Origin of the sequence: Lyngbya sp. CCY1209 (assembly GCF_035615495.1) — a bacterium.
Lineage (GTDB): Bacteria > Cyanobacteriota > Cyanobacteriia > Cyanobacteriales > Microcoleaceae > Limnospira.
This window is the reverse complement of record NZ_JAJENU010000154.1, coordinates 1-9,179: the sequence shown is the minus strand read 5'-3', so window position 1 is coordinate 9,179 and position 9,179 is coordinate 1. Positions and strand designations below refer to the sequence as shown.

At 54.4% G+C, this 9,179-nt stretch carries 8 protein-coding genes; 1 reads left to right on the top strand and 7 read right to left on the bottom strand.

The features are described from left to right. Window positions 1-212: 212 nt before the first annotated feature. A complete protein-coding gene (locus LKE08_RS02005; protein ID WP_324702518.1) occupies window positions 213-941 on the top strand; it encodes a Uma2 family endonuclease in 729 nt (242 codons plus the stop codon). Window positions 942-949: 8 nt separating this feature from the next. On the opposite strand, the gene LKE08_RS02000 is transcribed toward LKE08_RS02005, so the two are convergent. The 7 genes from LKE08_RS02000 to LKE08_RS01970 form a co-directional block, all read right to left on the bottom strand. Beyond that, window positions 950-1,852, bottom strand: coding sequence for an aspartoacylase (locus LKE08_RS02000; RefSeq protein ID WP_324702517.1), 903 nt, complete (start codon window positions 1,850-1,852; stop codon window positions 950-952). 155 nt (window positions 1,853-2,007) lie between these two features. Continuing rightward, entirely contained in the window at window positions 2,008-2,844 is an 837-nt protein-coding gene (locus LKE08_RS01995) for a metal ABC transporter permease (RefSeq protein WP_324702516.1), read from the bottom strand. A gap of 14 nt (window positions 2,845-2,858) precedes the next feature. Further along, entirely contained in the window at window positions 2,859-3,677 is an 819-nt protein-coding gene (locus LKE08_RS01990) for an ABC transporter ATP-binding protein (protein ID WP_324702515.1), read from the bottom strand. A 29-nt stretch (window positions 3,678-3,706) separates the two neighbouring features. Next, window positions 3,707-4,660: a metal ABC transporter solute-binding protein, Zn/Mn family gene (locus tag LKE08_RS01985; RefSeq protein ID WP_324702514.1), complete on the bottom strand. Its 954-nt coding sequence runs from the start codon at window positions 4,658-4,660 to the stop codon at window positions 3,707-3,709. 127 nt (window positions 4,661-4,787) lie between these two features. Then, window positions 4,788-6,413 carry an alpha/beta fold hydrolase gene (locus LKE08_RS01980; protein WP_324702513.1) on the bottom strand — a complete coding sequence of 542 codons (1,626 nt, stop codon included), beginning with the start codon at window positions 6,411-6,413 and terminating at the stop codon, window positions 4,788-4,790. A gap of 95 nt (window positions 6,414-6,508) precedes the next feature. Then, window positions 6,509-8,758 (bottom strand): amino acid permease, encoded by a 2,250-nt coding sequence (locus tag LKE08_RS01975; RefSeq protein WP_324702512.1) that lies wholly within the window; start codon window positions 8,756-8,758, stop codon window positions 6,509-6,511. 63 nt (window positions 8,759-8,821) lie between these two features. Next, window positions 8,822-9,179: amidase family protein (locus LKE08_RS01970; protein WP_324702511.1), on the bottom strand; the 358-nt coding region annotated here is incomplete at its 5' end.

The window sequence follows — 9,179 nt, the reverse complement described above, 5'->3', positions numbered from 1 at the left end:
AATCGCCAAGACACATGGAAGTTTCGGGTTCTGTTCCACGAACCGAACTGTAAACACACGAGCGCTCATTGCTATATAGCAACCTCCAAGACACTTAGGATATCACAAAATTCGGAAACCGATACAGTGATGGCTGTTTCTCCCTATTGCCTGTTGCCTGTTGCCTGTTGCCTTTTGCCTACTATACTAGAAATACTGCACCGGAGGCTACCATGACCATTTCCCAAGATTTAGAAACACTGAAAACTGAATCCGAATGGGAAGAGATTGAATTTCCTCCCGGAGATTTGGAAAGTGAGGAACCACCTTTGGAAAGCTATTTGCACCTACAACAAATTATTCTGTTGCTCAACTGTCTGGATTGGCTGTGGCGGGATAAAACCGACTATTTCGCCGCCGGGAACCTGAGCATTTACTACAGTCCCGAACAGGTGAAAACGAAGGATTTTCGGGGGCCGGATTTCTTCGTGGTGTTGAATACGGAACAGAAACCCCGCAAGAGTTGGGTGGTGTGGGAAGAGGGGGGAAAATATCCCCATGTGATTATCGAATTGTTGTCGAATTCGACAGCCAATGTTGACCGAAACACGAAAAAACAAATTTATCAAGAGATTTTCCGAACTCCCGAATATTTCTGGTTTTCTCCAGATACATCGGAGTTCCGAGGGTTTCACTTGGTGAACGGGGAATACCAAGACATACAACCGAGCGATCGCGGATATCTTTGGAGTCACCAGTTACAATTATTTCTGGGGATTTACGAAAATAAACTGCGGTTTTTCACAGCGGACGGCGACTTGGTTCCGACTCCGGAAGAATCGGCGACAAACGAAAAACAACAGCGGGAACTGGCGGAACAGCAACTCGAAACCGAACGACAACAAAAGGAGAAACTGATCGCCAAGTTGCGGGAGTTGGGAATCGATCCGGATACCGTTTAAATTCCGCTTCAAACTGCGATCGCCTCCCGCCGCGTCAACACCATCGCGATCGCCTTTTCGTAATAGGCGACTTCGTTGATAAAAATCGGCCAGACGGGGGTTTCTCCGTCATAATAAATTGTGGTTCCGTCAAACTTTAAAAACATCGGATCGCCGGGGTTCAACTGCTGGTAATCCCGTCCCTGCAATTGTGGGTGAATCATCCCGGCGAGTTCCCCGGTTTCCGTGCGGGGATAGTCTACGACTCGCAGAAATTGATAGATCGTGAGGGTGCGATCGCCCCCGATGAGTTCCCCCCGGTTGTACCGTTCGATATAATCCAAAACGGCGTGGATGACCTGTTCAGCCTTTTCAAATAGTGCGGCATCCAACATTCCCGGTGCCACCGGCCCCACCTCAATTGAAAAGCCGCGATCGCACAGGGATTTCATGGACGGATTTTCCCGCTCCGGATCGATCCAACTGTAAATATTTAAGTCCGGAAAAATACCTTTCAAGTGGGCGGCTATTTGGCGATTAAATGAATTATTTTTAACCCAAATTAATGTCACCCCCATGTGGGCAGTGCTGCTGTGAAAATCAAAAATAGCGTCGATCTTGCCCTGTCCCTGTTTGCCCCATCGTTCGACGATCCACTGCGCCCTCTGAATTTCGTAGATTTCCGAATTGGATTGTTCCAAATGTTCCCGTCGAAAACACCGGTTTAAATCGCGATCGACGTAGCGTTTATTAATTTCAAATGCCCGGGGATTGGCCAATAATGTCAGGGTTTCAAATGTCGATCGCGTCACTAATTTCGGCGATCGCTCGAATTTTTTAATTAAATATATGCCGGTCCATTCGTTGCCGTGGGTTCCCCCGACAATGGCGACGCGGCGGATGGCGTCGGCGGTTTGCGGTGTGAAATTCATCAGATTCGATAGCAAATATAATGATAACTATAACGATTTTAAGCGATCGGCGATCGCTCCCACTGCCATCCGGCTGTTGACCAGGCGGAAACGCCACAGGGCAGATCTCCTCTATTATAAGCGACCGAAGCGATCGGTTCAGAGCCCGCCACGCCTCAAGAGGAAGAGGGCGCGATCCGATCCCAATACGCTTTGACTCCCAAACTGAGGAGATAGCCGCCGCAGGAAACGAGGATAATCGTCGCGCCGGAGGTGAGGTTAAAAAAGTAAGAAAACCACAACCCAGTCATGGTAAAAATAATCCCAAACAGACTCGACAACACCATCATCTGTTTGATATCTTTGACGAATTGGGTGCTGATGGCAGCGGGCACGGTCAGCAACGCGATCACCAAAATCAGTCCAACCACCTGCATGACCATCACCACCGTCAGACCGATCGCGGCGACCAAAACCAAATATAAATAATCCACCGGAATATTGCGGGTCGTGGCAAACACGGGGTCGAAGGAAATCGCCACCAGTTCTTTATATAGAGAAACAACCAGAATAAAAATTAGGACATCCAGTCCCAACATCACCATCAAATCCGTGCGGGGGACCGTGAGGATGCTGCCGAATAAATAACTCATCAAATCGGCTTTGTATCCCGGTGTCAGGTCAATGAAAATAATCCCGATCGCCATTCCCAACGCCCACATCACCCCGATAATCGTATCCGATCGCTGTTTGGTTTTTCGTTCCACCAACCCCATACCGACGGCCGAAATCAGAGAAAATGCGATCGCCCCGAACAGCGGATTAAATTGGAAAAAATACCCCAAACCGATGCCCCCATAGGCGGCGTGGGCGATGCCACCGCTGATAAAAACGATCCGGTTGACCACCACAAATGAGCCGATAATGCCGCAGGCGATACTCACCAAAATTCCCGCCATCAGGGCATTTTGCATGAACTCAAACCGTAGTGCCGTATGAATCGCTTCGAGCATAATTTTAATATGATTTACTGGTGGTCTCGAAAAACGCGGTGGGGAATCGAACCGTGGGAAATCAAATCGATCGGACATTGATAGGTCTGTTCGATCATTTCGGGGGTGATCTGGCGATCGCCATGATAAAATAGTTTTCGGTTCAAACACCCCACCGTTTTAACATGAGTTGAAACCGCCCCCAAATCGTGGGAAATAATCACAATAGTCATGTATTCATTCAGTTCGTGCAGGAGTTCATAAATCCCATATTGCATCCTCGGATCGACGCTGGCTGTCGGTTCGTCCAACAGCAAGATCCGGGGTTCGCAAGCCAACGCCCGGGCGATATAGATCCGCTGTCGCTGTCCGCCAGATAACTCGCCGATGGCGCGATCGCGAAATTCCAGCATCCCTACTTTTTCTAAGGTTCGGTTGACGATTTCGCGGTCTTGTTTGGTGTAACCTCTAAACAGCCGTCGCCGTCCCAATCTCCCCATCAACACCACTTCGGAAACGCGCACTGGAAAGCTGCGATCGAACTCAAAAGTTTGGGGGACGTAACCCACATATCTGCGCCCCTGCACGGGCGAAAATCCCATAATTTCCACCGTCCCCCGCCGAGGTTTCAACAGCCCCAACATCACTTTCAGCAGGGTGGTTTTCCCCCCGCCGTTGGGGCCGATAATGCCGATAAAATCCAGCTCTCGAACCGTCAGGCTGACATCTTCCAAAACCGGTTCTTGCCGGTTATAACTCGCCCAGATGCGATCGAGGGTCATGACCGCTTCGGTGGGCGGATCGGATCTTTCTGAAGGGTAGCAAGATGGCACGTCAATCCCTAATTTTAACATAATTAACCGACTGTTTGGGTGATTTATTTCTAATTGAGAGCACCGGCGAATTTTTCCGAGACTTCCAGCAAATTCTCCGACCAATTGGGGGCGAGGGGGGTGACTAAAATCACTTCTCCGCCGATCTCTTGAGCGATAGTTTGAGCCGACTCCGTGTTGAATTCCGGCTGGGCAAAAATGACTTGGATATTTTCCGCTTTCGCCTCCGCAATTAACGTCGCCAATTCCGAGGCGCTCGGTTCTTGTCCCCCCACTTCGATCGCCTCCTGTTCGAGGTTATAATCGGCGGCGAAATACCCCCAAGAGGGATGAAAAACCATAAACTGGCGATTGCTGACCCCTTCCAAATTAGCGCGAATTTGTGCGTCAATTTGGTCGATTTCCGCCCAAAACTGTTCGAGATTTTGTCGGTAGGTTTCCTGGTTCTCCGGGTCAACTTTCACGAGTCCTTCGTAAATATTTTGAGCCTGTTGTTTCGCCAGTCGAGGTGAGAGCCAAATGTGTGGGTCGAGGGTATCTCCCCCGTGGTCGTGGCCGTGGTCGTGGCCGCCTTCTGCTTCGTGATGGTGGTGGTCTTCCAGGGGCAATTTTTCGATCCCCTCAGCCGAATCAATCACTAACATTTGCGGGTTGGCACTTTCGATCCGGGGCATCCAGGGTTTTTCAAAGTGGATGCCGATGCTGACGTAGGCTTCCGCGTCGCTGAGATCCTTCAACTGCTGGGGTTTGGGTTCGTAGGTCGCCGGAGACGCGCCGGGGGGAACCATGACGTTGACATTGACATTCTCGCCGCCAATTTTCTCCACGAAATACTTTTGCGGCAGGATGCTGACGGTCACATCGATCGCCCCGTCGTTGACTTCCGCGACTTCTACGGTGTCCGTCCCCTCCGACGCGGAAGGTGTCGTCGAACCACCGCACCCCGCGATCGCTCCCACTGCAAGCATTAGGGCGATCGCCGTCCCATTCACTCGTTCCCGCATCTGTCTCCCTCCCTATGATACTCCCAGATGGCACAGACAAAAATGATAATCATTATCATAACATGGCGATCAGGATTTGAGATTCGGGAATCTGGATAGATAATTGTCAATTATCAATGATCAATTCTCAATTTTTCTCCAAGAACGCCTCCACCAAAACTTGTATCTCGTCGGGAATTTCCGTCACCAGTCGTACCGGGAAGGCATCGGTGGAAATGGAGCGGAAATATTCGGGCGTCAGAAAGATTTCGTACTCTCGGGCGTCCGGAGTCAGTTGTGCCGCCATCGCCAAAGTGAAGGCCTTAGCATAGTTCCGGATGTCGGCCGTGGCGACGCCGAACACCTCATTTCCCGATAGCGGCGTGTTCGGCCGTTGGGATTGATCCTTGACAAAGGCGGGATCTTTGACGCTCAGATGAGTTCCCCCGACGACGCCGACGAGCCATTTGGGGGCTCTAAGTTGGGGAAAAATGCCGATCTGATCCGAGAGGGCGGGGGTGAGTTTGTCGGCGGAAACGGAAAAAATCAGGGTAGGGACTTCCACCCGGGCGAGTCCCGTTTCGCCGAAGAGTAAAGATGCGGTGGGGTTGAGGGCGATCGCGGCTTTGACCCGGGGATCGTAGAGTCGATAGCGGTCTTCGGGGAGTTGGCTGGCAATACATTGGGTAATTTGTCCGACACTGAACCTGACCGCTTCGGTTCGGCACCGTTCCCGCAGGGATTCGAGTTGAAATTCTCCCCCGGCGATGGCCAAAGCGGTACTCCCCCCCAAAGAATAGCCGATCGCCAGCACCCGTTCCGGATTGAGCGATCGCCGGATCTGCGGGTCCATTTCAACCCCCGCCGCCAACTCGTCGAGGACGAAACTGATATCCCGGGGGCGTTCGAGCAACTCCTCCGGTTGCAGAGCCAGGGCGCGATCGATGTAAACCTGGTTGCTTCCCGGATGTTCCAGGGCCAGGAACCCGAAGCCGTGGGAGGCCAGGTGGCGGGCCAGGTAGTCCAACTCGTTGCGGACCGACCCCCGGCCGTGGGTGAACACCACCAGGGGGCGATCGCTCCCCACCGTCTGCGACCAGTACAGATCCGCCAAAATGGTACGGTTGCGCCCTTCGTCCTCAAACTGCAACGGGATGACTTCAACTGTAGCCGCTCCCGGTTGAGTCGGGTCAAAAGGGACAGCCACATCAGGCGTTGTCGCCTCCAACTCGTCGGCCATTTCCACCATAAATTGTTGAGTTTGCCAAAAAGAGCGATTCAGGCGGGCGAAGATGGCGAAAGCCGCGTCGAGGTCGATGCGAAGTTCCGGGTTCGGATAGGCCTCCAAAAACCCCAGCACCGAGAGTCCCTGGGGGTCTTCTGCCGAGGCGATCAGCGCCCCTTTCAGGGCCTCCCCCCCCGGTTCAGCCGTCACAGTCGAAATGCCGTCGAGGATCGTTTCGCCAATTTGGGTGTTGAGGAGATTTTGCACCGAAGCCCGGTCGAGGGATAAATTGATATTTAACGCTTCGAGGACTTGGCGTCTCTGTTCGGGGGAGAGGAGGGTGCCGTAACCCGCCAGAGAAACGGGTATCTTTCCCGTGCGGGCGAATTCCCGCAAATCGTCCACCGCCACCGAAACGGAGGCGATCCCCTTGCGGACGACGACGGTTTCCGCCGCCCGTACCGGAGTTGCGATCGCGCCCCAACTCCCGAGGACAAGGGCGATCGTCAGACCCAACACCAACCGATATCGTTGCCAATTCAACTGCATGAAACCCGAAAAAGTAGTGAAAAAGTAATATAGCGCGGGCCCAGGCGCACCCCATAATTCCCCCGACTCCCTAATACCGACTCCCGACTCCCCAATTACGATCCGCCCCGCGTCGTAGAAGTATCTTTCTGCAAAACCTCCGAGAAGGCGAAATCGGGGGCCGCCAAGACAAAAATCGTAGCCGGCAATCCTTCCGCCATAGCCTGTAGGCTGTCGTAATATTCGCTGTAATGGAAATTTTCCCGGGGCGGAGCCATTCCCAAAAACACCAGGTCAGCTTGTCGGGAAGATTGACGCAGGATCTCCGGGAACGGTTGACCTTCGGAGACGATCACCTGGGGTTTCGCCCCGATTCGCAACTGTTCCACGACGCGATCGAGGTTAGGGCGAGCCGCCTGAGCCGCTGTCGCGTCCGGGACCACCAAATTCAAATTGATCTGAGCTCCCCGCCAGTCCAGACTCGTCCGTAGCAGGTAAGCCAAAATCAGCATCAACCCCCCGTTCGCGTTCAATCCCCCCCACCAAACATCAATGCGCTGGCGACGGCCAAATCCCCGTTCCGACTCGTCCCGCAGGACGATCACACTCCGCCCCGCATGATGGAAGTGAGCGATCGCGTCGCAGTAGGACTCCCGCCGTTCCGGGGATTTAGTATCTCCCAACAAAATCGTATTCGGCACCAGCGGACCAATTCCGTAGGATTCCACGAGCTGCCGCGCCCCCGCGAAGGGGTCGGGAGCCGTAATCACCCGCACGAGCCCTTCAATACCCCGCTTGTCCAAATACTCCCGAATCGTTCCCTCCATTTCGCCGCGCTGGGCCGGATTGCGCGATCCGCTGGGCAAAACGGTGCAGACGGTGAACAGGCTGCGGTTGTGGGTGAGGTTGGCGGCCAACTCGACCAGATGCCAGCGTTTAGTCGGGGCTCCGGAAAAGGTGAGGATGTGGGGACGCCAGTTTTTGGTGTCGGGGGTGTAGCTGAGTTGGAACAGGCCCATCCGCACCAGGGCCATCCAGATCCCCTGGCGGACGTCCCCCCAGGCGCTTTCGAGTTCCCGGCGTTCAAGCCAAATGTAAATACCGAAGACAATAACAGCAGCGATAATAGTAGCCAGGGAGTCGATCAGGAACATCACCCCCAGACAGCCGATCACTCCCAGCAGGGAGAAGAACCAGTGAACTTTGAAGGATGGACGGAAGGAGGGACTGCGTAGAAACGTCTCAATTCCCGCCGCCAAGTTCAGCACCAGGTAGGTGGTGAGGAAGAACATACTCAGCACCGGGGCGATCAAGTTCAGGTCGCCAACGGCTACTGCAACCAGTACAAAGGCAAGGGTAAAGACAGTAGCGATGCGGGGTTCGTCATCTTCCCCGCTTCCGGTACCCAAAAACCGCAACCCACTGGGTAGAATCCCATCTCGTGCCAGGGCTTGCAGCACCCGGGGGGCCCCAAGGATGCTGCCGAGGGCGCTCGACAGGGTGGCCCCCCACACGCCCAGCAAGATCGCCGGCCCCCAGACGGCGATGCGCTGCATAATCAGGGTATCGGCAATGAGGCTGGCCGTATCGGCTCGCATCGATAAAAAGATAGGAAGGATCATATAGATCACATAACCCGTCCCGACGGCAGCCAGGGTCCCACTGGGAATCGCCTTGATGGGATCGCGTAGATCTCCAGACATATTCACCCCGGCCATGATACCAGTGACAGCGGGGAAGAAGACGGCGAACACGGGCCAGAAGCCCTCTTTGGCGACATCGGCGGCGATTTCGAGATCGGCGGGGGTGGCCGGGATTTTTTGTCCGAAGGCGAAGGAGATCAGGGAAAGGGCGATCGCAGCCATGATGAAGTATTGGGCTTTGATCGCCAGTTGGGCGGATTTGATGGCGAGGACGGCGACGGCGATCGTGGTGGCCAGCGCCACCCAGCGCACCGTCAACTGGGGAAAGGTGAGGACGAGACTTTCGGCGAAACCGATGGTGTAGAGGGCGACGGAGAGAGCTTGAGCGAAGTAGAGGGGAATGCCGATCGCCCCCCCGGATTCGATGCCTAGGGAGCGACTGATCATATAGTATGCGCCCCCGGCCCGCACGACGCGATCGGTGGCGATCGCACAGATGGAGAGGGAAGTGAGAAAGGTGATCGACGTGGAGAGGGTGACGATCGCCAACGTTCCCCACAGCCCCACCTGGCCGACGACCCAGCCGAAGCGCAGGTACATGATCACCCCCAGGATCGTCAAAATCGAGGGGGTGTAGACGCCGCCGAAGGTGCCGAGACCCGTTCCGGTTTGGGGGGAGGGTGGCGGGGATGGCTGTGTGGAACGAGAAAAGGGGAGTTTCACAATATTGACCGACCTCTCTAAAATTCGGAGTACCAGGGGGGTGAAGGTGGACGGAGATACCGCTCACACCGCCAAAGGGGGGCGATGGTCAAACCCAAGTCGGGCGGCTTCGAGTTGGGCGGCGAGGGAAATTAAGGTCAATTCGTCCGCCGGTTTGCCGACGAGCTGGACTCCGACGGGCAACCCGTGGGGGTCGAATCCTGCGGGAAGGGCGATCGCGGGTTGACCCGTCGCGTTGAACGGCGGACAGGGGGCGATCCAGTTGATAATTTTCTGCAACGTTTGTTCAGGAGTTAGATTAGCATATTCCCCGACACGGATGGTGGGGTGCATATAGGTGGGCATTGATACTCTGCGGGTTAAAACCACGCAGATTCTTAAGTAATCCAAAGCTGGATTCTCAAAGGCATTATCAAAGTGC